This is a genomic window from Methyloligella halotolerans, from assembly GCF_001708935.1.
Taxonomy (GTDB): domain Bacteria; phylum Pseudomonadota; class Alphaproteobacteria; order Rhizobiales; family Methyloligellaceae; genus Methyloligella; species Methyloligella halotolerans.
The window spans coordinates 23,242-46,555 of sequence record NZ_MASI01000012.1; the positions used below are offsets into that span (position 1 = coordinate 23,242).

The 23,314-nt window shown below is 64.3% G+C and carries 24 protein-coding genes and 1 pseudogene; 13 read left to right on the forward strand and 12 right to left on the reverse strand.

Translation table 11 applies throughout. The features are described from left to right. Positions 1-30 precede the first annotated feature (30 nt). The 3 genes from A7A08_RS14860 to A7A08_RS14870 form a co-directional block, all read right to left on the reverse strand. Positions 31-777 carry a hypothetical protein gene (locus A7A08_RS14860; RefSeq protein ID WP_069096244.1) on the reverse strand — a complete coding sequence of 249 codons (747 nt, stop codon included), beginning with the start codon at positions 775-777 and terminating at the stop codon, positions 31-33. Continuing rightward, positions 741-1,115 (reverse strand): hypothetical protein, encoded by a 375-nt coding sequence (locus A7A08_RS14865; RefSeq protein ID WP_069096245.1) that lies wholly within the window; start codon positions 1,113-1,115, stop codon positions 741-743. Before A7A08_RS14865 ends, A7A08_RS14860 begins: the two co-directional genes overlap by 37 nt. A 207-nt stretch (positions 1,116-1,322) precedes the next feature. Beyond that, complete coding sequence (locus A7A08_RS14870) at positions 1,323-2,327, reverse strand: OmpA family protein (protein ID WP_069096246.1); 1,005 nt, start codon at positions 2,325-2,327, stop codon at positions 1,323-1,325. Between the two features lie 172 nt (positions 2,328-2,499). Between A7A08_RS14870 and A7A08_RS14875 the strand changes: the two genes are divergently transcribed. Then, positions 2,500-3,468, forward strand: coding sequence for a helix-turn-helix transcriptional regulator (locus A7A08_RS14875; RefSeq protein WP_141694030.1), 969 nt, complete (start codon positions 2,500-2,502; stop codon positions 3,466-3,468). A gap of 5 nt (positions 3,469-3,473) precedes the next feature. Here A7A08_RS14875 and chrA read toward each other — a convergent pair whose 3' ends face one another. Together chrA and A7A08_RS14885 are read right to left on the reverse strand one after the other, a co-directional pair. After that, positions 3,474-4,706 carry a chromate efflux transporter gene (gene chrA / locus A7A08_RS14880; protein WP_069096248.1) on the reverse strand — a complete coding sequence of 411 codons (1,233 nt, stop codon included), beginning with the start codon at positions 4,704-4,706 and terminating at the stop codon, positions 3,474-3,476. 161 nt (positions 4,707-4,867) lie between these two features. Then, complete coding sequence (locus tag A7A08_RS14885; RefSeq protein ID WP_069096249.1) at positions 4,868-5,338, reverse strand: MarR family winged helix-turn-helix transcriptional regulator; 471 nt, start codon at positions 5,336-5,338, stop codon at positions 4,868-4,870. A 66-nt stretch (positions 5,339-5,404) separates the two neighbouring features. Here A7A08_RS14885 and A7A08_RS14890 point away from each other — a divergent pair, with 66 nt between their 5' ends. Genes A7A08_RS14890 through A7A08_RS14910 form a run of 5 tightly spaced genes read left to right on the forward strand, consistent with a single transcriptional unit; the run spans position 5,405 to position 8,048 of the window. Further along, positions 5,405-5,773, forward strand: a complete 369-nt coding sequence (locus A7A08_RS14890) for a DUF1428 domain-containing protein (protein ID WP_069096250.1) — start codon at positions 5,405-5,407, stop codon at positions 5,771-5,773. A gap of 23 nt (positions 5,774-5,796) precedes the next feature. Beyond that, positions 5,797-6,204, forward strand: a complete 408-nt coding sequence (locus A7A08_RS14895) for a VOC family protein (RefSeq protein ID WP_069096251.1) — start codon at positions 5,797-5,799, stop codon at positions 6,202-6,204. A 53-nt stretch (positions 6,205-6,257) separates the two neighbouring features. Further along, the gene (locus A7A08_RS14900) at positions 6,258-6,935 is read left to right on the forward strand and encodes a glutathione S-transferase family protein (protein ID WP_069096252.1); all 678 of its coding nucleotides are present in this window, start codon (positions 6,258-6,260) and stop codon (positions 6,933-6,935) included. 32 nt (positions 6,936-6,967) lie between these two features. After that, positions 6,968-7,465: a VOC family protein gene (locus A7A08_RS14905; RefSeq protein WP_069096253.1), complete on the forward strand. Its 498-nt coding sequence runs from the start codon at positions 6,968-6,970 to the stop codon at positions 7,463-7,465. 37 nt (positions 7,466-7,502) lie between these two features. Next, positions 7,503-8,048: an SRPBCC family protein gene (locus A7A08_RS14910; RefSeq protein WP_169823029.1), complete on the forward strand. Its 546-nt coding sequence runs from the start codon at positions 7,503-7,505 to the stop codon at positions 8,046-8,048. Here the strand turns inward: A7A08_RS14910 and A7A08_RS14915 are convergent. After that, positions 8,045-9,775 carry a SulP family inorganic anion transporter gene (locus A7A08_RS14915; protein WP_069096254.1) on the reverse strand — a complete coding sequence of 577 codons (1,731 nt, stop codon included), beginning with the start codon at positions 9,773-9,775 and terminating at the stop codon, positions 8,045-8,047. The two genes, A7A08_RS14910 and A7A08_RS14915, sit on opposite strands and share 4 nt — an antisense overlap. Positions 9,776-9,802: 27 nt before the next feature. Then, a complete protein-coding gene (locus A7A08_RS14920; protein WP_069096255.1) occupies positions 9,803-10,069 on the reverse strand; it encodes a helix-turn-helix domain-containing protein in 267 nt (88 codons plus the stop codon). A 136-nt stretch (positions 10,070-10,205) separates the two neighbouring features. On the opposite strand from A7A08_RS14920, the gene A7A08_RS14925 reads away from it, so the two are divergent. The 6 genes and pseudogenes from A7A08_RS14925 to A7A08_RS14955 all read left to right on the forward strand — a co-directional run bounded on the left by A7A08_RS14925 (position 10,206) and on the right by A7A08_RS14955 (position 17,004). Then, a complete protein-coding gene (locus tag A7A08_RS14925; RefSeq protein WP_069096256.1) occupies positions 10,206-10,616 on the forward strand; it encodes a DUF2946 family protein in 411 nt (136 codons plus the stop codon). 246 nt (positions 10,617-10,862) lie between these two features. Beyond that, positions 10,863-11,417, forward strand: coding sequence for a copper chaperone PCu(A)C (locus tag A7A08_RS14930; protein WP_083226841.1), 555 nt, complete (start codon positions 10,863-10,865; stop codon positions 11,415-11,417). Positions 11,418-11,529: 112 nt separating this feature from the next. Further along, positions 11,530-12,785, forward strand: a pseudogene (locus A7A08_RS16615) (MFS transporter). Positions 12,786-12,907: 122 nt separating this feature from the next. Then, positions 12,908-14,605 (forward strand): YbaL family putative K(+) efflux transporter, encoded by a 1,698-nt coding sequence (gene ybaL, locus A7A08_RS14945; RefSeq protein ID WP_069096259.1) that lies wholly within the window; start codon positions 12,908-12,910, stop codon positions 14,603-14,605. 118 nt (positions 14,606-14,723) lie between these two features. Beyond that, entirely contained in the window at positions 14,724-16,472 is a 1,749-nt protein-coding gene (locus tag A7A08_RS14950) for a cation:proton antiporter domain-containing protein (protein ID WP_069096260.1), read from the forward strand. A 91-nt stretch (positions 16,473-16,563) separates the two neighbouring features. Next, positions 16,564-17,004, forward strand: a complete 441-nt coding sequence (locus tag A7A08_RS14955; protein ID WP_208430654.1) for a DUF4112 domain-containing protein — start codon at positions 16,564-16,566, stop codon at positions 17,002-17,004. Positions 17,005-17,153: 149 nt separating this feature from the next. Here A7A08_RS14955 and A7A08_RS14960 read toward each other — a convergent pair whose 3' ends face one another. Both A7A08_RS14960 and adh read right to left on the reverse strand, forming a co-directional pair. Further along, on the reverse strand, positions 17,154-17,522 hold the full coding sequence (locus A7A08_RS14960) for a DUF779 domain-containing protein (protein ID WP_069096261.1): 369 nt from the start codon (positions 17,520-17,522) through the stop codon (positions 17,154-17,156). 164 nt (positions 17,523-17,686) lie between these two features. Beyond that, positions 17,687-19,207, reverse strand: coding sequence for an aldehyde dehydrogenase (gene adh, locus A7A08_RS14965; RefSeq protein WP_069096262.1), 1,521 nt, complete (start codon positions 19,205-19,207; stop codon positions 17,687-17,689). Positions 19,208-19,354: 147 nt separating this feature from the next. Here adh and A7A08_RS16410 point away from each other — a divergent pair, with 147 nt between their 5' ends. Beyond that, complete coding sequence (locus A7A08_RS16410) at positions 19,355-19,516, forward strand: hypothetical protein (protein WP_169823028.1); 162 nt, start codon at positions 19,355-19,357, stop codon at positions 19,514-19,516. Positions 19,517-19,527: 11 nt separating this feature from the next. On the opposite strand, the gene A7A08_RS14970 is transcribed toward A7A08_RS16410, so the two are convergent. From A7A08_RS14970 to A7A08_RS14980, 3 genes are all read right to left on the reverse strand, one after another. Further along, positions 19,528-20,514, reverse strand: a complete 987-nt coding sequence (locus tag A7A08_RS14970) for a zinc-dependent alcohol dehydrogenase family protein (RefSeq protein WP_069096278.1) — start codon at positions 20,512-20,514, stop codon at positions 19,528-19,530. Between the two features lie 90 nt (positions 20,515-20,604). Continuing rightward, entirely contained in the window at positions 20,605-21,240 is a 636-nt protein-coding gene (locus A7A08_RS14975) for a hypothetical protein (RefSeq protein WP_069096263.1), read from the reverse strand. A 155-nt stretch (positions 21,241-21,395) separates the two neighbouring features. Then, complete coding sequence (locus A7A08_RS14980; RefSeq protein WP_069096264.1) at positions 21,396-23,306, reverse strand: hypothetical protein; 1,911 nt, start codon at positions 23,304-23,306, stop codon at positions 21,396-21,398. Positions 23,307-23,314 lie beyond the last annotated feature (8 nt).

Below are 23,314 nucleotides of genomic sequence, written 5' to 3' on the forward strand. Positions count from 1 at the left end.
CCTTAAACGCGGCTCCCTCGCGCGCAGATTCTATTGCACGTCCTCGTGCTCTAGATCGTCGAATTTATACCGAAACTCCTGCATCCAGATACCGTCTTCTTCGACCGGCACCTTGTGCAGCTTCACGTCCGTCACCTTCAGCTTGCCGCTGGACTCGTCCAGCCAGAAATCCACATCGTAATAGGCGTTCTGGCTGCCCATCTTGCGGAAGTCGGTGCAAACAAAGAATTCGCCGTCGCCCTTGAGGCGGCGCACCGGCTGATGGATCTCGATGAACTCCAGCGAAATCGACTGGCCGGTCTTATCGTCCTTGATGATCAGCGCGCCGTCCTTGTCCTTGTTGTCGGCGATGTAGTTATGGATGGCGCTCATCACGTGCCAGGCCCGGGTCACCTCCGTGTCGCCCGGATGTTCCGAGACCGGCAGCCACCACCAGGCGACCGGCAGGCGGGTTACCATGATCCAGCCGTCGCCTTCCTTCTTCGGGCCTTTCTGGACGCGGATATCCTTCAGGTCGAGCTGATCGCCGTCCTCCCGGTACCAGAAGTCCAGCGCGTACTGCTTCTTCTCGTTCTCCTTGTCGTGGAAGATGAGATTGGCGAACCAGCCATACCCCTCCATGCCGCGCACGATCCGGGTCTGCTCGTAGACCAGCTCAAGCTCCTGGTTCGTGCGCGAGTCGTGATACTGGAAGGCGCCGTCCTTGCTCCGCTCGTCGAGCGTCTTCTCCACCGCCTTGTTCACGTCTTCCTCGGTGAATTCCTTCGAGCCCGACATCGCTGTCTGGTGCAGGAGCTCTGGTTCTTCGCCGCCTGCTTCGTCTCGAAATAGGCTTCGGCGCGGGAGATGTTGTCCTCCGGATGCTCCAGGAATGCCTCTTTCGATTTGTCGGTTGAGAAGCAGTAGAGCTTGTTGTCCGGGCCGATCCAATTGATGGAGCAGTCCGTCTTCACCTGCTGCTTCGAGGCGAGGCCCATGGCGCAATAATTGTCGAATGCGCCGCCCGCCGCCGAGACCGGCGAGCCGAACGTGGCGCCCATGGCAAGGCCGAGCGCGACCGCCGCGCCCGTGACGATAGCCGGGCTCCGAACCCGGCAGCTTCCCAAAAAGAACATATGCTTCGCTCCTCCCAGCTCATCTCGGGCGCCGCACGCAGGCGGAGTCCCGCACCGTGTTTTTCCGCCGCCCAGAAGGGCGGCGACTCTGTCCGCTGGGATAAGCAGGCGCCTGACGGAATGTCGCGTCAAGGTTGAAAAAGATTAGCTCGCGGCAACGTGAAGCGAATTGAAGCCTGCCTGGCGAGCGGCGAGCGCCTGCACGCCTTAGCGTTGCACAAGCTCCACCCGCCGGTTTTTCGCGCGGCCGTCGTCGGATCCATTATTGGCGACCGGAGCCAGCGGACCGACCCCCGCCGGAATGGTGCGCGTCCGGTCTATGCCGTGCTGGCTTGCCAACGCCGCGACCACCGCTTCGGCCCGCGCTCGCGAAAGAGCGAGGTTGGCTTTGTACGCGCCGACGGAATCCGTATGGCCCACGATGTAGACGCTCATCTCCGGATGCTGGGTCAGCAGCTTGGCCATTTCGGAAAGGGCGGCATCGGATTCAGGCCGCAAGGTCGCCTTCCCGAAGTCGAAATAGATGTTCTCGACCGCAACCTTGCCCGTCTCGGCGATGCTCTTCGCCATGGCCTCCGCATCGACCATCTTCTCTTCCATGGCGGCGACCTGGACGATGTCGAGATGCACGATCGCGTGCCGGTAGCTCTGCTTGAAATAGCTGAAATTGTTCTGCGCGATGTAGAGGCCGACATAGGTCGTGCCGTCCTTGCTGCGCGCGGCGAGATAGTGATCGTCCTTCAGACCGGTGAACGCCATGCTGGAGAACTGGCCGCTGGTCGTGATGGCCCGCTCGCGCGGATAGATCACCCATTGGCCGAGGGCCACGGGACGGGCGCCGCACTCTTCACCGGAGCAGGCAAACAAGGTCTCGAAACCCCGCTCCTTCAGGGCCTTTTCGTAATTGCGATAGACCTCCAGGGTGGAACGGTCGGCCGGAGCCACGTAGAGCAGCCGCGTCATCTCGCCTTCGAGCTCGATGGCTGACTCCGTGGTCCACCTGTTGTCCTCTTTCAGCGCCGGTCCTGTGGGCAGGTCGTACGCTTCGAAGCTCTTGTGCTCGTATCCGATCAGGCAAGATCCCTCGTAGCGGGGGATGTTGGGGAAGTCGGCGAGGCCTTCCGCATCCTTGCACGCATCCTGGCCGAAGGCGGGCATGGCGCCGAACAGAAACAACGCCCCGGCGATCGCGAAGCGGGCAAGTTGTGTCATGGTAGGAGGCTCCCGGGCACTTGGGATTGGCAGAAAATATCCGGCGGGCCGCGAAGCAGGCACATCGCCATCGAAAACATGTCAGTCTAGATCGCCGGGTCCCGAGGGTTTTCGAGGAAAAGCTTAGGAGATCCGACATTCGGTTGTGAATTTCCGCACTCGGAGCCGGATCATGGAAACCAGCATCGATTGGCAGTTCGATCCCGCCATGGGCTGCATCCGCGCGCCGCGCGAAGGGGCCGCCACGTTTCAGTCGGTCCCGTACGCGGCGGCCTGCGAACGCCTGGCCTTCGGCGAAGGTTTTGCTGTTTGCGGCGTGAGCGCCTGCTGCGAGACGGAGATGGCTTTCCAGGCGCCGCCAGCCCGGGAGGGTCTGCTTCACCTGCAATTCCTCGCCTCGGGCGCGTGCACCTTCTATTCCGACGATAGGAGCCGCCGCTTGGCGCCCGGCCGCGATGTCCTGTCGTCCTTTCTCTTTGCCTCCCGCAGCGTGGCGGGCTGGTCCGTGCCGGCGGATTCGCCCCTGAAGATCGTCAGCATCGATCTCTCCGAGGGCCAGCTCGGCGAATGGTTCGGCCACACTTTGCCGCGCCGTCTGCGCACGATGCTCTCCTCGCGAGAACCCGGAACCGTGGCCGTCTCGCCCGCCGCCGCACCTTTCCTCAACGGGCTTGCCGCCCGTATGGCCGGAGCAAAGCCAAACGGCGCAACCCATCGCATCGCGATCGAAGGGGCCGCCCTGCAGGCGGTTGCCGCCGCTCTGGAGCCGCTCGCCGAAGAGCGGCTGACGGGAGAGACGGGTCTCAATTTCCGGGAAGAACGCGCGCTCGATCGGGTGCGGGAGAGACTGCTCGCCGATTTGCGCACCCCACCCGATCTGACCACGTTGGCAGGGGAGGCGGGCATGGCGCCTCGCCGGCTGCAGATGGCATTTCGGGTGCGTTTCGGTCTCAGCCTGTTTCAGGCGTTACAGAACGCCCGGCTGGATTATGCCAAGGCCGTGTTGCAGGAAGGGGAATGCTCGGTGAAGGAGATCGCGTGGCGCACCGGCTATGCTCACCCCGCCAGCTTCACCCATGCCTTCCGGAACCGCTTCGGGTTGCCGCCGAGCGCGTTCATGGCGCCCCGGCGAAGAGGCTAGCGGCCTCAGCTCGCAGGAATGAGGGCAAAGATCACCGCCCCGGCCATCATCAGCACAACGACCATCCAAGGCGGGGTCTTCCAGACCGTAAGCAGCACGAAGGCGATCAGCGCCAGCGCGAAATCGTATGGGCTGAGAATGGCGCTGGTCCAGACCGGGCTGTAGAGCGCCGCGGCCAGAATCCCGACGACGGCCGCATTCGTCCCGGCCATGGCCGCCTGCATCTTCGGTCGCGTCCGCAGCGCATCCCAAAAAGGCAATGTGCCGAGCAGGAGCAACATGCCCGGCAGGAAGAGTGCGATCAGGCAAAGCGCCGCCCCCAGAACGCCATTGGGCTCCGGCCCCATGGCCGCGCCCAGATAGGCGGCGAAGGTGAACAACGGGCCGGGAACGGCCTGGGCCGCGCCGTAGCCCGCGAGGAACGAAGTCTCGCTGATCCAGCCGGGCTGAACCACCGCCTCCTCCAGCAGCGGCAGCACCACATGGCCGCCTCCAAACACCAGCGCGCCCGAGCGGTAGAAGGCATCGAGATAGGCCAGCGCCTGATTGCCGAAAGCCTGATTGAGGAGCGGCAGACCGATCAGCAGTAGGAAGAAAAGAAGAAGCGCCGCGGCCCCGAAGCGCCGTCCGATGGGGAACCGGGTGTGCAGGGGCGAGGGAACGTCGAGATTCCGGCAGAGCACAAGACCGAGCAGCGCGCCAAAAACAATAGCCACGATCTGGCCGAGGGACCCCGCCAGCACAATTGCAATCAGCGCTCCCGCCACGGCGATGCCGGCTCGTTGCTTGTCTGGGCACAGCTTCTGCGCCATTCCCCAGACGGCTTGAGCGACCACGGCGACGGCCACCAGCTTTAGCCCGTGGATGATGCCCTCGCCTGTCGGCCCCTGGAACAGCGAGGCGCCATAGGCGAACAGCACCAGCAGGATCGCGGACGGAAGCGTGAAGGCGGTCCAGGCGGCGAGCGCGCCCGGCAAGCCTGCCCGCTTCAGTCCGAGCGCGAAGCCGACCTCGCTGCTCGCCGGGCCGGGCAAGAACTGGCAGAGCGCCACGAGATCCGCGTAAGCCTGATCGTCCAGCCAGCGCCGTCGCGTCACGAGCTCGTCGCGGAAATAACCGAGATGGGCGATGGGGCCGCCGAAGGAGGTGAGGCCGAGCTTCAGGAACGCGCCAAACACCTCGCCCACGCTGCCCTCGGGCTGCACGGCGGTGCCGGCGTCCATGTCAGTATCGCTCATGCCGCAATTATAGAGGCTGCGCGCTCAACCATCTCTGTCGAATAGCGAGCGAATATCGCGCTCCATGACATCGCGCTGCCATAACATCAGGCGTCGATGACATCGCGCTTCCCTGACAATGGCGAAGGGCGCAGCGACAGCGCCGAAGAGCGCGGGGCAGGTCAGGCAGCCTCGGCGGCTTTGCTTTCCGGCAACTCCGAGACCGCGCGCAGGCTCGACCGGAAACGGTCGGCATCCCCGGGAAGATCCGCTTCGATCTCGCCGTGCACGCGCCGCCAGATGGGAACTGCCTCGGCCAGAACGGCGCGCCCGGCATCCGTCAGCACCAGGCGGCGGGAACGCTTGTCCTTCTCGTCGACCCGGGTCTCCACCCAGCCGCGGCGGGTGAGGGGTTTGAGATTGGCCGTCAGCGTCGTGCGGTCCATGGCGAGAAGCTCGGCCACCGAACCGATGGTCGGCGGCTCGGGCCGGTTCAGGGACATCAACAGCGAGAACTGCCCGCTGGTGAGATCCAGCGCCCGCAGCTCCTCATCGAACACGCGCGCGATCCGCCGCGCCGCCCGCTGCAGATGCAGGCAGAGGCAGTGATCGCGGACGTGGAGCGTCGTCGAGAATGGAATCTCCGTTGACATGATCCATAGTATGTTGATATCAACCTAAATCGTCAAGCGGCGATCAAGCCGCCGTGGAGGGTTCCGATGCAATATGTGGATGGTTACGTGCTGGCGGTCCCGACCGCGAAGCTCGACGAGTATTTCGCGATGGCGGAGACCGCTTCGGCCGTCTGGCTCGAACATGGCGCCTTGGAGTACCGCGAGGCTGTGGGCGAGGATCTCGAGGTGAAGGGCGACATGCCTTTCCTGAGCTTTTCCAAGATGGCGAACGCCAAGCCCGACGAGACGGTGGTCTTCGCCTGGATCGTCTACAAGTCCCGTGCTCATCGCGACGAGGTGAACGCCAAGGTGATGGCCGACGAGCGCCTGAAGGACATGTGCGAATCCGGCGACATGCCGTTCGATATCGAGCGCATGGCCTATGGCGGATTCGAGATCAAGGTCGCCGCATAGGCCCGCCTTACGGAGCAATCCTCATGCCTCTCACTCCCTATCTCTTCTTCAATGGCCGCTGCGACGAAGCCCTTCAGTTCTACAAGGAGGCCATCGGCGCCAAAGTCGATGCTCTGATGCGCTACAAGGAGGCGCCGGACCAGAGCCAGATCGCGCCGGAGCAAAAGGAGAAGGTCATGCACAGCGCCTTCCATATCGGCGACGCCCAACTGTTCGCCTCGGATGGCCATTGCACCGGCACGCTACAGTTCGAGGGGTTCGGTCTGGCCCTGAACGCCAGGGATGTCGCCGAGGCCGGCAAGCTTTTCGAAGCCCTCGGCGAGGGCGGTCAGGTCAAGGCCCCGCTTTCGGAAACCTTCTTCGCCAAGAGCTTCGGCGTCGTCGACGACAAGTTCGGCGTGACCTGGATGGTCCTGGCTTACGACGACTGAAGCGCCTTTCGTCCGCGCGGAGTCCACACATCGCCACACGGGAAGTCCCTGCAATGTCCCTGAAGCTCTACTACCACCCGCTCTCCTCCTTCTGTCACAAGGCGCTCATCGCGCTTCACGAGCACGGCGTCGATTTCGATCCGATCCTGGTGAATTTGGGTGATGCGGACTCAACCGCCGAGATGTTCGCCCTCTGGCCGATCGGCAAGTTCCCCGTTCTGCGGGACGAGAATCGCGGTCAGACCGTCGCCGAGGCGACGGTCATCGTCGAATATCTCGACCTTCACTATGCCGGTGACCGGCCGCTGCTGCCGGCCGATCCCGATCTCGCCTGGAAGGCGAGGATGTGGGACCGCCTCTACGATCTCTATGTCAATGTGCAGCTCCAGAAGATCGTCACCGATCGCTTGCGGCCCGCCGAGGCGAGAGACCCGCTCGGCGTGGAGCAGGCCGAGTCCATGATCCGCAAGTGCTACGGCATGATCGAGACGGAGATGGCCGGAAAGGAGTGGGCGATGGGCGAGGATTTCGGCATCGTCGATTGCGCTGCCGCGCCGGCCCTGTTCTACGCAAGCTTCGCCGTGCCTGTCCCTGACAGCGCAGCCAATGTCGCGTCCTATCTGGACCGGCTGATGGCGCGGCCGTCCTATGCCCGCGTGCTGCAAGCGGCAGAACCCTACTTCAATCTCGTTCCCCTTGAGAGGAAGCCTCGGCTTCCCGAGGCGGCCTAGCGGACTGCCGAAGCGGAGGAGGAATACCCGACATGCATCTCAGCCATCCCCTAACGCCCTGCCTCTGGTTCGACACCAAGGCCGAAGACGCCGCCAGGTTCTATTGCTCGGTGTTTCCGCACTCCAGGATCACCCAGGTGACTCACTTCCCCGATGCGGGGCAGGAGGTTCACGGCAAGCCGGCGGGCTCCGTGCTCATGGTGGTCTTCGAGCTCGGAGGCCAGCGGTTCAGCGCCTTGAACGGTGGGCCGCAGTTCACGTTCGACGAGGCGGTGTCCTTCCAGGTCCTATGCGAGAGCCAGGATGAGATCGATCACTATTGGACGGCGCTCACCGCCGATGGCGGCGAGGAGGGACCTTGCGGCTGGCTGAAGGACAAGTTCGGCCTGTCCTGGCAAATCGCCCCCGCCGAGATCGGCGAGATGCTCAGCGCCGATCCGGAGTCGAGTGCGCGGGTTATGAGCGCCATGTTGAAGATGGGCAAGATCGACCTGGGCGCGTTGCAAAACGCATTCCGGCAGGCTGGCTGAGGCGGCGCGATAGACCCCGCAATTGGAGGGACATTCCGTGATTGCGAAGATTCTCATTACCGTGTTGGTGGTGCTGGCGGTGGGCGTCACGGCGGTACTCGCCTACGCCGCGACGAAGCCGGACGATTTCCGGTACGAGCGGTCCACCGTGATCGCCGCGTCGGCCGAAGCCATCTTCCCCTATCTGAACGACTTCAAGCTCAGTCAGGAATGGTCGCCCTTCGAGGAGCTCGATCCGGACATGGAGCGGCGGATGAGCGAGCAGACCGCGGGTGAGGGGGCGACCTATGCCTGGAACGGCGACAGCAATGCGGGCGAAGGCAAGCTTACCATTCTGGAGTCCGTGCCCAACGAGCGGGTGACCATGGACATCACGTTCGTGCGTCCAATGGCGGGGAGCAGTACCGTCGATTACATCCTGACGCCCCAGGGCGACCAGACGAAGATGACCTGGGCGATGCATGGCCCCCAGCCTTATCTCGCCAAGCTGATGAGCGTCTTTATCGATTGCGAGAAGATGATGACGGAGAGCTTCGAGAAGGGCTTCGCCAATCTGAAGCGCGAGGTTGAGGGCAAGGCCTAGCCGGCATCCTTCGTCTGCGTGGCATCCTTGCCCAGCGCCTTCCGCGCATCCCGAAGAGCGGTTTCGAGATCCTGCCGGTAATGCACCGCCGGCGGTGCAAGCTCATGGCTGTGGAGCAGCTTGCGGATCGGCGACGTGGCGCCGGCGATGAAGATCGGCGCGCCCCGCTGCAGTCCCGATTTCAGGAATCCCGCAATGGTCGTGGCCGCGGTGGAGTCGAGAAACGGAACCGCCGAAACATCGATCACATAGGCTTTCGGCTGGGCCGCTACCCGGTCCAGTGCATTGGCGACGCTGGCCGCCGCACCGAAGAAGAACGCGCCGGAGATGCGGCACACGGCAATCTCCCGCCCGCCGGCTTCCGACGGATCATAGGCCGTCCGCTCTTCGCCCGGCGCCTCGTCCGCCTGGTCCTCTTCCAACAGACTCGTCCCGGCCTCCACCTCCACCGACTGAGACATGCGGTGCAGGAAGAGCAGGGCGCTGATCGCAAAGCCGACGAGAATGCCCGTTGTGAGATCCACGAAGACCGTGAGCAGGAACGTCGCCAGCAGCACCACCGCATCGCCGCGGCTGGCGCGCAGGAGCGTTGCGAAGGCATGCCGCTCGGCCATGTTCCAGGCAACCGTCGCCAGCACACCGGCCAAGGCGGCGAGAGGGATAAAGGCGGCGAGGGGCGCAGCCGCCAGCAAGAACAACAAGAGGAAGGCCGAATGCAGCATGCCGGCGATGGGGCCCCGCGCGCCGGAGCGAATATTGGTCGCCGTCCGCGCGATGGTGCCGGTGACGCAGAAGCCGCCGAAAATGGGCGCTGCGATATTGGCGATACCTTGGGCCACCAGCTCGCAATTGGAGCGGTGCCGGCGGCCAGTCATGCTGTCGGCCACGACCGCCGAGAGCAGGCTCTCGATGGAGCCGAGCAGCGCGAAGGAGGCCGCCGCCGGCAGCACCGCGACGAACTTCACCCAGGTGATCTCAGGCAGGGTCGGGCTCGGCAGGGTCGAAGGGATGCCGCCGAACCGCGTGCCGATGGTCTCCACGGGAAGGCCGAGCGCCCAGGCGACGATTGAGGCCAGAACCACCGCCATCAGCATGGAGGGCCAGCGCGGCAGGGCCCGGCGCATAACGACGATGACAAGGATGCTGCCGAGACCCAAGGCGACGGCGGCAGGCGTTATGCTGGGCAAGGCGTGGGCCAGTGCGACGATCTTCGGCAGCAGCGGTGATGGCTCGCCGCCCGGAAGGTTGAGCCCTAGAAGATCCTTCACCTGGCTTGCAAAGATGATCAGGGCGATGGCAGCCGTGAAACCGACCGTCACGGGATAGGGGATAAACTTGATGAACGTGCCGAGCCGGAAGAGCCCGGCAACCAGCAGGAAGACGCCGGAGATCATGGTCGCCAGCAGCAGCCCTTCGACGCCGTGGGTCGCGACCGTGGCGGCCACCACCACAATGAAGGCGCCTGCCGGCCCGCCGATCTGAAAGCGGCTGCCTCCCAAGGCCGAGACGAGGAAGCCACCGACGATGGCGGTATAGAGCCCGCGGTCCGGCGTCACTCCGGAGGCGATCGCGATCGCCATGGAGAGAGGCAGCGCGACGATCGCCACGGTCAGCCCGGCGAGGGCGTCGGAGCGCAGATCGGCGAGGCCGTAGCCTTCCCGCAGCGCGGTCACGAGTTTCGGTGTGAAGAGCGCCGTGAAGCTCGGCCCGTCAGGCGTTGCTCCCATGATCCGAAATGGCCTCCGTGGTCTTACCTAGTCGTTTCGCGAAGCCGGGTCGGCTTTGAGGCGCACGCCGCGGCCCCCGCCGCTGCTGACCCCATTCTCGCCGATGAGTTCGACGCCGGCCCGGTCGAGCGCCTCGACCACCTTGGTCAGGCTGCCCACGACGCCGCGCACCGTCCCGTCGCTCGCCTCCATTCGCTGAATGGTCGGCAGAGACACGCCGGCAAGCGCAGCCAGCTGCCGCTGATCGAGGCGGAGCAGGGCGCGGGCGGCACGCATCTGTGCGGCAGTGATCATGAGCGGATGATAGCGAATGTTTCTAAAATCAGAAATGCGGCATGATGAATGATGTTTAAAACATCAATCGATTGCAGTCCTCGGTCAGGCGAATCTGCCGCTGGCGCGGTTCAGATGAATTTGCCAAACTCCTGCCATGGGAGCCCTCCGCGGCCATAACCGCCGGCCCATCGTCCATGGGATGATCGCGACGCTGGTGTTCTATTCCGTGCTGCTGGCGTGGCAGGTACCCGCTATGGCGCTGGCCCGGGCCTTGGCGCCTGAGCTAACGGCCCAGACCACAATTCTCTGCACCGAAAGTGGCCCGCGCGTCGTCGCACTCGATGCCGATGACAATCCGGTCGAGGATTCCCACATTCCGGACCACGCCAAAGCCTGCCCCATCTGTCAGGGCGTGGCCGGCGCGGTCACCCCCCTGGCCCCCCAGCCGCCCCAAATCGGCATCTCCGCCGTTTGGGTGTCAGTCGACTTCGCCTCAGAGCACGACCGGGGCGAAGGGCGCTCCGTCCTCAGCCGGCGCGGCCACGACCCTCCGCTCTCGTCCTAGCCTCACGACAATTGACGGCCTGAGCTCGCCTCCGCCGGATCCCGGCGTGGCGCGCGAAGGCCTATCCGGCACTGTCTATCTAGGATTGGAAGAATGCAGACGAACCACGTCTTGGCGCACCCCGCGCCAACTCCCGCCGCGCCTTCGCGTTCGGCGTACACCTCTATCAGGATCTCTACGGTCTCCAGATGGAAGGGACTATCAATTCACCGTCGGCTGGCAGAAGGCATTTTAGGATCGAGTATCATGCATAGCATTCTGAGAAGCGCGTTCGTCGCCCTGTCCCTCATTGCCGTCGTTCCGGCGGCGCAAGCCCACGACTACACAGCCGGCGACCTCAAGATCGACCGCCCCTGGTCCCGGGCCACGCCCGGCGGCGCGGAAGTCGGCGCCGGTTACCTGAAGATCGAGAACAAGGGCGAAGAGGCCGACCGGCTGACTGGTGGCTCGACCCCCATCGCCGATGCTCTCGAAATCCATTCCATGACCATGGAAGGGGACATGATGAAGATGCGGAAGCTCGACGGGCTCGACATCCCGGCCGGCGGTTCCGTCGCCCTGAAGCCCGGCGGCAATCACATCATGTTCATCGGCCTGAAGGAGCCGATCGAGAAAGGCAAACCCTTCACTGCGACCCTGACCTTTGAGAAGGCCGGCGAGGTTGAAGTCGAGTTCAATGTTGAAGGAATCGGCGCGAAGGCTCCCGAAGGCGGTCACCATGACCACGGCGCCATGCAGGATAGCGAAGACGGCGCAATGGACGGCGCCATGGAAGAGATGGATCATCACGACCATCATTAGCTAGCGTCAGCCAGCTGCGATCCGCCTCCTCTGCTGTTTCGGAGGGGGCGGATCTTACTACCCCTCACGTCGCATTCCGCCTCGGCCTGCCGGGTCTTATGGTGGGGGCAGAATGCAGGAACCTTCAGAGCAGTTCATCGAGCGAGGCACCCGCGAATTCCGGCTGGTGAACATCGCCCTCTTCGCCGCGGGCTTCACCACCTTCGCGCTGCTCTACTGTGTTCAGCCGATCCTTCCGGTCTTCTCCTCCGAGTTCGGGGTGAGCCCGGCCGAGGCGAGCCTCTCCCTGTCCTTCACAACCCAGTTCCTCGCCGTCTCCATGCTGGTCGCGAGCGCATTGTCGGAGGTCTTCGGCAGGAAGCGGGTGATGGTGATCTCGCTCTTCTCGTCGTCCTTTCTGATGATCGCCTCCGCCTTTGCCCCGAACTGGGAAAGCTTCCTCGTCCTGCGCGCGCTCGCCGGCATCGCCTTCTCGGGACTGCCGCCCACCGCCATGGCCTATGTCGGCGAGGAGATGCATTCGGATTCCGCCGGACTTGCATGGGGCTTTACATCGCCGGCACCGGCCTCGGTGCCCTGGGCGGACGTTTCGGAGTGGGCCTTGCCGCCGATCTCGGGTCTTGGCGCGCAGGGCTCTTCGTGGTCGGCTGCCTTGCCCTTCTCTGCAGCATCGTCTTCTGGAAGGCGCTGCCGGCATCGCGCCATTTCACTCAAGGCACGCTCCATCTCGGCAAGCTGCTTTCCGCCTTCGGGGAGCATCTCAGGCAGCCGGTGCTTGTCAGCCTTTTCATCGAAGGCTTCCTGCTCATGGGCGTCTTTGTCACCCTGTACAATTACACGGGCTACCGGCTGATGGAGGCCCCCTACGACTTCAGCCAGACCGCGGTCAGCCTGATCTTCGGCATCTCCGTCATCGGAATTCTTACATCCGCCTATGTCAGCGACCTGGCGAGCCGGCTCGGCCGCGCCCGCGTCTTTTGGATCCTCGTGGCGATGATCTTCGCCGGCGTGCTCATCACCCTCGGCGAGCACCTCTGGACCATCATCGCCGGACTGACCCTGGTGACCTTCGCGTTCTACGGCGCCCACTCGGTGCTCGCCAGCGGCGTCGCCACCCGCGCGACCCGGGCGAAAGCGCAGGCCTCTTCCCTCTATCTCTTCGCCTACTACACCGGCTCCAGCGTGATGGGGTTCGTCGGCGGCCTGGCTTGGTCGGCGTATCATTGGCCGGGCGTCGTGGCCCTCACCAGCCTCTCCCTGATCCTCGCCATGGGCATTGCGATCTGGCTCGCCGTCACGGTCGGCCGCTTCGGCAAGAATACGACACCGCCCACGGTGGGTTCCGGCCTCACCCCGCCGATCGACTGACCCTAGCGGAGCGGCAAACTCGCTTCGTATCGTCCGTCGCCCTTCTGGCGCCGCGATTGCATGTCAGGCTGTGTACGGATGAATAAGGGCCTCCGCCCAAAGGAGCTGGATACACACGAACGATGCTGCACGCGACACCGCTGATCACGACGATAGCCATCGGCCTCACACTCGCTTTCGCCTTCGGTGTCATTGCCAATCGCTTTTCGCTGCCGCCCCTCGTCGGCTATCTCCTCGCCGGCGTCCTGGTCGGACCCTTCACCCCCGGCTACGTTGCCGAGCAGGATCTCGCTGCCCAGCTCGCCGAGATCGGCGTGGTGCTGCTGATGTTCGGCGTCGGTCTGCACTTCTCGCTGCAGGATCTGCTCTCGGTCCGCAAGATCGCGATCCCCGGCGCAATCGTCCAGATCTTGAGCGCGACACTCCTCGGCATGGGGCTGGCCCATTGGCTCGGCTGGTCGGCTGGCGCGGGTCTCGTCTTCGGTCTGGCGCTTTCCGTTGCGAGCACCGTGGTCCTTCTCCGAGCCATGCAGGAGCGCCACCTGGTGGAGACCGAGCGCGGCCGCATCGCGGTGGGGTGGCTGATCGTCGAGGACATCGCCATGGTCCTCGCCTTGGTGCTGCTGCCGGCTACGGCGGGGCTCATGAACGGGGCGGGTTCCGATCCCTACTGGGGCATCCTCGCCGAGAACCTGCTGCTCGCGCTCGGCAAGATCGTCGCCTTCGTCCTCACGATGCTGATCGTCGGAAGGCGGGTCATCCCGTGGATGCTCCACTACATGGCCCATACGGGCAGCCGGGAGCTGTTTCGCCTCGCGGTCCTCGTCATCGCTCTCGGCACGGCCTTCGGCGCCGCGGAGCTGTTCGGCGTTTCTCTCGCGCTAGGCGCCTTCTTCGCCGGCGTGATCCTGAGCGAGTCGACCCTGAGCCAGCACGCCGCGAAGGAGACGCTGCCCCTGCGTGATGCGTTTGCGGTCTTGTTCTTCGTCTCCGCCGGCATGCTGTTCGATCCGTCGATACTGATGCGCGACCCGCTTCCCGTCGTCGCGACCCTGCTCATCATTCTCGTCGGTAAGTCCATCGCGGCCTACCTGATCGTCCGGGCATTCGGCTACGGCAATACGAGCGCGCTGACCGTCGCCGCCTCCCTCGCCCAGATCGGCGAATTCTCGTTCATTCTGGCGGCACTCGGAACGGAGCTGGAGCTCCTGCCCACGGAAGGGCGCGACCTGATCATTGCCGGCGCCATTCTTTCCATCCTTCTGAACCCGCTGCTCTTCGCGGCGGTCGATCGCGTGCTCGGGCGCCATGCGCCACCCGAGGGCGAATCCGCGGCGCCGGATGAAACGCCCACACGGCTTGCGATCCCGGCCACCGAACTCACCGACCACATCGTCCTCGTCGGCCATGGCGATTTCGGCGTTGCGCTGCGCAATCGCTTGCGGGCGGCCGACGTCCCGCTGCTGGTCATCGAGAGCGAGGAGGATACGGTCGAGGCACTTCGCGAAGAAGGCGTCGAGGCGATCGCCGGCAATGCTGCCGATCCGGAACTCGTGGCGGCCGCCAATCTCGGCGCCGCACGCTGCCTGGTAGTCGCCATTCCGGACGGCTACGAGGCCGGCCAGGTCGTCGAACAGGGCAGGGCGATCGACAGCGCGTTGCCCATCATCGCACGCGCCCGCTCGGACGAGGCCGTGGAGCATCTCGAAGCGCTCGGGGCCGATACCGTCGTCCTCGATCGGAACGAGGTGGCTGCCGCCATCGCGAATCTGGCTCTGAAAAAGACGCGCCGTCCGGGCCCCTCGGCCAAGACAACCTAGGCGTCTTATGCTTCATTGGAGGAGAGGAGGAGAAATGCGGCGCGAGCAAGCTTTCGCGCTGGCCTGAAAGCACGCTTGAAGCTGCGCAGTTTGGCGCGGCAGGGATAGAGAACGCTTTATGCTCCACGCGACCCCGTTGATCTCCACGATCACGATCGGCCTTTTCCTAGCGTTTGCCTTCGGCGTCGCCGCACAACGTATCCATCTCTCTCCCCTGATCGGCTATCTCGTCGCCGGTATCGTGATCGGCCCGTTCACGCCGGGCTTCGTTGGCGACCAGAACCTCGCCAGCCAGCTTGCCGAGGTCGGCGTGGTCCTGCTGATGTTCGGCGTTGGACTGCATTTCTCGCTTGAAGACCTGCTCTCGGTCCGCGCGATCGCCATCCCCGGCGCCCTCGCCCAGGTGGCGATCTCCATTCCCTTCGCCATGGTGCTCACCTGGTCCCTGGGTTGGGGTTGGGAAGCCGGCCTGATCTTCGGACTCTGTCTGTCGGTGGCTTCGACCGTGGTTGTCCTGCGTATCCTGCAGGAACGGCGTCTCCTCGATACCGAACGCGGACGCATTTCCGTCGGCTGGCTCATCGTCCAGGACATCACCATGGTGCTGGTGCTCGTCCTGCTCCCGCCGATCGCCGTCATGATGAAGGGCAATGTCGAGACCCTCGATCCGGCGAAGATCGCGACCACCGTCGGCTTCACCCTGGCGAAGATCGGCGCTTTCACCCTGCTGATGTTCGTCGTCGGCAAGAAGGTCGTGCCGGCCACCCTGCATTATGTGGCGCATACCGGAAGCCGGGAGCTGTTCCGTCTCGCGGTCCTCGCCATCGCATTGGGCGCGGCCTATGTGGCCGCAGAGTTGTTCGGCGTCTCCCTCGCTCTCGGCGCCTTCTTCGCCGGCATGCTGCTCTCCGAATCCAGGCTCAGCCAGCAGGCTGCCCAGGAGTCGCTTCCGCTTCGCGACGCCTTCGCCGTGCTGTTCTTCGTCTCGGTGGGCATGCTGTTCAACCCCACCATCTTGGCGGAGCAGCCCCTGGCGCTTGTCGGCACGGTGCTGATCATCGTATTCGGCAAATCCATCGCCGCCTATCTGATCGTCCGCGCCTTCGGTCATAAGACGACGACCTCTCTGGTGGTGACGGCCTGCCTGGCGCAGATCGGCGAGTTCTCCTTCATCCTCGCGACCCTCGGCGTCCGGCTCGAGATCCTGCCGGCCGACGGACGCGACCTCGTCCTGGCCGGCTCGATCATCTCGATTCTGATGAATCCGTTGCTCTTCATGGCCATCGACAAATGGTATTTCCGCCACGAGCGGCACAGAACCGAGCTTCCCGACGAGCAGGAGGAAGAAGAGGTGCGGACCCGGGAGCCCATCGTGCCGACCGCCCTCGAAGGCCACGTGGCGCTTGTCGGTCATGGGCGGGTGGGCGCATTCATCACCAATGTCCTGCCCGGCGAAGGCTTGCCGGTCTACGTGATCGAGGACGATCCCGACGCGGTCGACGCGTTGCGGGAGCAGGGCGTCGAAGCGGTGCAGGGCAACGCGGCCGATCCGGAGGTCATCGCTGGAGCGAACCTGGAAAAGGCGTGTTGCCTGCTTGTCGCGATACCGGACGCTTTCGAGGGCGGGCAGGTCGTGCAGCAGGCGCGCGAGATCAACCCCGGTCTGCTGATCATCGCCCGGGCCCATTCGGAAGCCGAGACCGAGCATCTGTTGGCCCACGGCGCCGACCAGGTGGTCATGGGCGAGCACGAGATCGCCAAGGCCATGCTCGACCGGGTGACCCATCTGCCGCCGCCGTCTGCCAGTCCGCCGGATGGCGAGACCGCCGCCGAGGCACGCGAGACCGCGGCACCGCAGACGAGCTAGCCGCATCCCGGATCGGGGAACGGATCGGCCGGGATTGGGGTTGTTCGATGGAGTTTAATTCAACCCCAACCGGATAACCCCAGGGATCGGCATGGCAAGCGAGACATTCACGGGCTCACGCATGGGCGGCGACAAGGCCGCCGTGAACGATTTCCTGCGGCAGATGACGGCCGGCATGAGCCACCGCGAGCGGCTGGAGCAGACCCGCTGGCTTGCCCGCATGATGGACGATCAGTTCTCCATCCCCGGCACCAATTTCCGCTTCGGGTGGGACGCGATCATCGGCCTGTTCCCCGGCATCGGCGATGCCGTCACAAGCGCTATCTCACTGCTTATCGTGCACCACGCTTGGCAGTCCGGCGCAGGGCCCCTCACGATCGCGCGTATGCTCGGCAATGTGGGCGTGGATCTCGTCTTCGGCGCCGTTCCCCTGGTGGGCGACGTGTTCGACGCGGCCTGGAAGGGCAATCGCCGAAACCTGCGGCTCCTCGAGCGCCATCTCGCCAGAGAGGCCGACAAGCGGCTCGGGTAGTATCCCATCGCGGATGTCATGCTCGGCAAGGGGCCAGCTTCGCCCGGCCCGAGCCCGAGCCCGAGCATCCGTACGTCCGATCTTACGGAGAGTCATGGATTGCCGGGCAAAGCCCGCCGATGACCGATCAGGCGCGCGCCATCAGGACGTTAGATCGCGCCGGCGGCCTCCAGCTCGTCCGACTCCTGATCGGTGAAAACGCGCCCGCGCGTGAGGAACCGCACGCCTTCCGGAGCTTCTAAAGAGAAGCCCGAACCGCGGCCCGGCACCACGTCGATGATCAGCTGAGTGTGCTTCCAGTAGTTGAACTGGTCGCGGTCGATAAAGACCTGCGACCCGCCGATCTCCCCCAGGAGCACGTCGTTGCCGCCCGTCTTGAACTCGTCCTTCGGGTAGCACATGGGCGCTGAGCCGTCGCAGCACCCGCCCGACTGATGAAACATCAGCGGTCCGTGCTTTTCCTTCAGGGTTTCGATGAGATCGAGCGCTTTGTCCGTCGCGGTGACTCTGTCGACCATAAACACCTCCTAGGGCGTTAGCGTCATCCTGAGCTGCGCGGGTTAAACCCGCGCCTCGAAGGATAAACGCGGGAAGAATGGCCCGCCGCCGCCCTTCGGGGACCGCTTAGGAGCGGCCGCCTCAGGGTGACGGCGGACGTGTTCTGTAGCCTAGACCGTCGGGCCTAGAAGAAGCCCATCGGCTTCGGGCTGTAGCTCATCAGGATGTTCTTCGTCTGCTGATAGTGGTCGAGCATCATCTTGTGGTTCTCACGACCGATGCCCGACTTCTTGTAGCCGCCGAAGGCCGCATGCGCCGGATACAGGTGGTAGCAATTGGTCCACACACGGCCGGCCTGGATGCCGCGGCCCATGCGATAGGCCGTGTTTACGTCCCGGGTCCAGAGGCCGGCGCCGAGGCCGTACAGCGTGTCGTTGGCGATCTCGAGCGCCTCTTCCTCGTCCTCGAAGGTCGTGACCGACAGCACGGGGCCGAAGATCTCTTCCTGGAAGATGCGCATCTTGTTGTTGCCGGCGAACACCGTCGGCTTGACGTAGTAGCCTTCCGAAAGCTCGCCATCGAGGCTCGCCCGCTCGCCGCCGGTCAGCAGCTCCGCGCCTTCCTCCTTGCCGATATCGATATAGGAGAGGATTTTCTCCAGCTGATCGTTGGAGGCCTGGGCGCCGATCATGGTCTTCGGGTCGAGCGGATCGCCCTGGCGGATGCGCTCCACGCGCTTGATCGCCTGCTCCATGAAGCGGTCGTAGATCGACTTCTGCACCAGCGCGCGGCTGGGGCAGGTGCAGACTTCGCCCTGGTTGAGGGCGAACATGGCAAAGCCTTCGAGCGACTTCTGGAAGAAGTCGTCATCCTTGGCCATCACGTCTTCGAAGAAGATGTTCGGGGACTTGCCGCCGAGCTCCAGGGTCACGGGGATCAGATTCTCCGTGGCGTACTGCATAATCAGACGGCCGGTCGTCGTCTCGCCGGTGAAGGCGATCTTCGAGATACGGCTGCTCTGGGCCAGCGGCTTGCCGGCCTCGACGCCGAAGCCGTTGATGATGTTGAGCACGCCCGGGGGCAGGATGTCGCCGACCAGATCCATCAGCACCATGATGGACATCGGCGTCTGCTCGGCAGGCTTCAGCACGATGCAGTTGCCCGCAGCCAGCGCCGGCGCGATCTTCCACGCCGCCATCAGGATCGGGAAGTTCCAAGGGATGATCTGACCGACCACACCCAGGGGCTCGTGATAATGGTAGGCGACGGTGTTGTCGTCGAGTTCGCCGATGGAGCCTTCCTGGGTCCGGATGCACGCCGCGAAATAGCGGAAGTGATCGATGGCCAGCGGAATATCGGCCATCCGCGTCTCGCGGATCGGCTTGCCGTTATCGATGGTTTCGATCTGCGCCAGGATGTCCAGGTTCTCCTGCATCCGGTCGGCGACCTTGTTCAGGAGCTCCGCACGCTTGGCGGGAGCGGTCTTGCCCCAGGAGTCCTTGGCTGCATGAGCTGCGTCCAGCGCCTTCTCGACATCGGCGGCGGTGGAGCGCGCAATCTGACAGACCGGCTTGCCGGTCAGCGGGCTGATATTGTCGAAATACTGTCCATCGGCGGGAGCGACCCACTCGCCACCGATATAGTTGTCGTAACGGGACCTTATCGCGACCCGTGAATTCAGAGTTTCAATCACCTCGTGAAGCATTGGATTATCCTCCCTTCCACGACCTGTTTTATTTTGCCTTACCCTACACCCTTCGGCGCCGCTTTGGCATCAATTAGATAGTCTCGGGCATCGGGAACCTCCAGACCCTGAGACAGTTAGGCTCCGCGATAATCAACGGAGGGATCTATGGCTGAACGACGCGGTGGCATTAACTCGACCATGGCTTTTCTTCTCGGGGCGGCGGTCGTCGCGCTGGGGGTGATCGGTTATCTCTATTACGATCACACCCAGAAGGACGTCGTGGAGATCAACGTGCCCGGCTTCCAGGGCGAGATTGAGAAGGAGTAGGCCGGCGTTCCTCAGGGGATCAGCACGGCGGCACCTTCGAGCTTGCCGTCCCGCAAGCGCTCCAGTGCAATATTCGCGTCCTTAAGCGGCATGGGTTCCACGCTCGTCTTCACCGGGATTGTCGGGGCGAGCGCCAGGAACTCTTCCGCGTCGGCGCGGGTGAGATTTGCGACCGATTTCACCACCCGCTCCTCCCATAGAAGATCGTAGGAGAAGGCCGGGATCTCACTCATATGAATCCCGCCGGAGACGACCGTGCCGCCCTTACGCACGGCTTTCAGCGCAGCCGGAATGAGCGCTCCGACCGGCGCGAACAGAAGCGCCGCATCGAGCGGTTCCGGCGGTGTCTCGTCGGAACCCCCGGTCCAGACGGCGCCGAGCCTCTTGGCGAACGCCTGGGCGGCATCGTCACCCGGCCGGGTTAGGGCATAGACGTCTGCGCCCTGTCCGATAGCCACCTGGGCTATGATATGGGCCGCAGCGCCGAACCCGTAGATGCCCAGCCGCTTCGGAAATGTGCCCGCAAGCTTGAGCGTCCGGTAGCCGATCAGCCCGGCGCAGAGCAGAGGCGCGGCCTCGGCATCCGAATATGCTTCCGGCAAGTGGAAGCAATATTCATGGTCGGCGACCGTGTATTCCGCATAGCCGCCATTGATGTCGTAGCCGGTGAAGCCGGGATTGTCGCAAAGGTTCTCCCGGCCCATGCGGCAGTAGGGGCAGGTGCCGTCCGTATGGCCGAGCCAGGGCACCCCGACCCGGTCGCCCTCCCTGAAGCCTGCAACGCCCTCGCCGATTCCGGACACATGGCCGACGATCTCGTGACCCAGCACGAGAGGAAGCTTCGGCCTGGTCAGCTCGCCGTCGATGATGTGGAGATCGGTGCGGCACACCCCGCAGGCCGCGACCTTGATAAGGAGTTGGCCAGGCCCGGGCGTCGGCATGGGCAGCTCTTCGAGCCGAAGAGGCTCGTGCGCCGCATGCATCACCATGGCCTTCATCGTATTCGCCATGGGCTCATGCTGCCCCGGATTGGCGGTTCAGGCCAGGGGGTGCAGAGGGGAAGCAGATGAAATCGTCAGCCTGCGCGCCTAATGGCGGAAGAACGTGAAGTTGGCGAAGGCCGGCTCGGCGCGGCCGAAATCGATCGGATCTTCCTGGGGAAACGCATCCGGCTCCCGCATGCGGGCCACCGCGGCAATCAGCCGGCGCTCGGAGACGGGCTCGGCCGCATGCCAAAGAGCCGTGAAGCCTAGCTCCGCCAGGCGTACCATGTCCGGCGCGTCGGCAGCGAAGAGCGAAAGGGAATTACGGCGACTCGGGTCGCGCCCCATGGCATCGCCGGACCAGCACTGGGTAGTGCCGAGGATAGCCTGCTCATGAGCGTCGAGAAGCTTGGGGTTCTTCGTCCAGCGAATGGCGCCGCTGTCGGACGTGCCGCCGTAGATCTCGGTCATCAGCGCGGCCAGCTGCTCGAGCTCTTCGCGGGGCTCCAGCTTGGCCAGGATGATCTTGGGCATCACGCCGGCCTCGCGAATTTCCGAGCCAAGGCTGAGAAGAGCCTTGGCCGGCCCGGAAGCGGCGGATCGAAGGATCAGGGTGAGGGAACGCTCTTTGGGATCGGTGGCCTGCCGCGCCCGCTCGACGAAGCGCGTCATCGCGCTGAGATGACGGCTATGCTCCAGCGGAGCGTTGGGCAAACTGTCGGAACCGGCCTTGGCGAGCATCTTCCCCCCTCGAAGAATCGTCGGATCTGCGCGTCGCGGCGAGGGCGTGAAGCCCCAGCCACGCCTCGCGTGCAGACCCATGATTAGCAGTCAGGGGTTAAAGAAGGTTTGATCCGCTTCCCGTTTCGAAACGGGTAACCAAGGCCGCAGAAATCTCAGGCGTCAGGCGGCCGGCGGCCGTTCCCGTTCATGGGGCCGGGCAACGCACGGAGCGGCGGCTCGCCCTCGTCGTCCCGTGGTTCCTCCGGCCCATTCGAATCTTCCCGGTGGGCGTCGTTGGCGGCCTCTTCCAGACGTTCGGCGAGAGAGCGCCCATTGCCGTTGCGGACGTTCTCGTTCGCCGGAGAGGGGCGTTCGGCTTCCTCCTCCGCGACGTCGCTTTCGGGCTGCACGCCTTCGGCGCGCCGGCCGCTTGCGGTACCGAGGATCGAGTCCAGCACCAGTTTCGACCACGCCCCGTCCCGGAAACGGTATAGGCGGAAAGCGGTGGCGTCGGCGAACTTGCTTCCCTGCTGGCGAAGCTTGCGGCGTACCATTGCCGGCGGCGGCAGCATGGCCCGGTCGATGATGCCCTTGCCTTCGAGACCGACGAAGAGATTGGTCAGGTAGAGCGCTTCCATGCTTTGGGCGTTGAGGGGGACGGCCACGTAGTAATCCCCCATGAAGTCGAACACCGCGTGTTGGAAAACCTCGAACTCGCGCGCGAGCCCTTCCTGATGGCTGTCGTGGAATCGGGCGAGGATCTCGCCGACCGGTCCCTCCCGTGCATCGCGCACCGTATGGAGCAGCTTCTGAAACCGGTTGATCGGCCGATTGATCGAAACCAGAAGCAGGCAGAAATCGACGAAGATGGCGACGAAGAGCGGGATGTAGTCCCGGCTGCCGAGACCCGCCTGCTCGTTCGCAACCGCCGTCACCTCCTGCGGGTTTTCCGCCCGCTGGATGGCCTGGCGTTGGCGGTCGCGCAGCTCGTCGGGCGAGGGCGGCAGCTCGAAATGCAGTGCGCCGATCAAGGTTGTGGTCAGCCGCCGGAAGGCTTCAACCACGGCCTCGGAGCCTTCCACCGCGGCGATGTCGGTCTTCTCGATCACCGGTAGGCTGTCGATGGCCCGCACGACGCCGCGCAAAGCGGACTGCAGCTGCGGATCGGGGCAGGCGAACGTCCCGCCGCTCCCCGTATCGAAACTCGTTTTGTCGGCTCGCTGAGCCAGCATGTCCCGCTGCTCGGCCAGCTGGGGATCGGTCTTGAGGGCGTTGAAGCGCGTGATGGTGAGGTCGAGCTTCCGGTTCAGCCCGCGCATGAACTGGTTCCGCGTGCCCGTGTTCGGATCGAGCGTAGAAGGATCGCGGGATAGCACCTTCGCGAGATCGGCGTTCAGGGAATCCAGATCCTTCTGGATCGTGCCCGATCGTGCCTTGATGAAATCCGAGGTGAAGGCGAAGCGCTCCGCGTCCGAATCCCGCAAGCGCCGCCGCGGCCCGTCGCCCGGCGGCGAGTTGGGGCAGGTGCCGCCTTGCTCGCGCTCCGTAACCGCCTTCTCCGCCGAGATGGTGGTCAGGGAATCCAGCGTCGCACCCAGCTGGGCGATGCGCGTCTTACCCTGCTCCAGGGCCTGCTGCACCTGGCCGATCGCCGCTTCCGCCGATCGCGTCGCCTCGGCGCGCGATTCCAGCACCTTCCAGAAGAACCCGAAGCCGAACCCCACCGAGATCAGGGTCAGGAAGATGTAGCCGCCGATATAGAGGATCCGCAGCCACCAGGAGATGGGCGCGAAAAGGGAATCCAGGATGTACAGGACCATCAGCATCAGCGTCGCCACGGCGAAGCCGATGGCGATCTGCTGCATGACCGGAACCTCGCCCGTATTGGCGGTGATCAACTCCAGCATGCCCGTATAGGTCGCGTACCAGGAGATCAGCGCCAGGAAGAGCACCAGCACGATCTTCTTGAAGCTCGGGAAGGTGCGCCTGAGCCGGTCGAAGCGATTATTGTGGGATTCGAGCCGGTCCAGCATGCGGTCGAGCCGATCGGCCGCGGTGTCCGGCGGGTTTGGGGGCACAGCCATAGACGATC